A 529-nucleotide genomic window follows, 5' to 3' on the forward strand; every position below is an offset into this window, starting at 1 on the left:
GCTGCACAACCCCGCGAACCTCGCCGGCATCGTCGCCGCGCGCGCGGTGTTCGACGAGGTGCCGCACGTGGCGGTGTTCGATACCGCGTTCCACCAGACGCTCCCGCCCGCCGCCTACACCTATGCGATCGATGCCGCGCTCGCCGCGGAGCACCGGGTGCGCCGCTACGGCTTCCACGGCACGAGCCACCAGTACGTGAGCGCGGTGGCGGCGGACTTCCTCGGCCGTGACCTCGCCGATCTCCGCCAGCTGGTGTTCCATCTCGGCAACGGGGCGTCGGTCACCGCGATCGACGGCGGACGATCGGTGGAGACCTCGATGGGCCTCACCCCGCTCGAGGGACTCGTGATGGGGACGCGCTCGGGTGACATCGATCCCGCGGCACTCGTGCACCTGTCCCGCCGTGCCGGTCTCTCGATCGACGACCTCGACTCCTTGCTCAACACCCGCAGCGGGCTCGCAGGCCTCGCCGGACGCAGCGACATGCGCGACATCCTCGCCGGGGTCGAGGCGGGGGAGGACGCGGCG

Annotated in this window: 1 pseudogene; it reads left to right on the forward strand. The window is 71.6% G+C overall.

The window, feature by feature from the left end:
• Positions 1 to 529: pseudogene (locus tag KZA10_RS17395) on the forward strand (acetate kinase); the annotation flags it as partial.

It is taken from the genome of Microbacterium sp. BF1 (assembly GCF_019279095.1).
GTDB lineage: Bacteria > Actinomycetota > Actinomycetes > Actinomycetales > Microbacteriaceae > Microbacterium > Microbacterium maritypicum.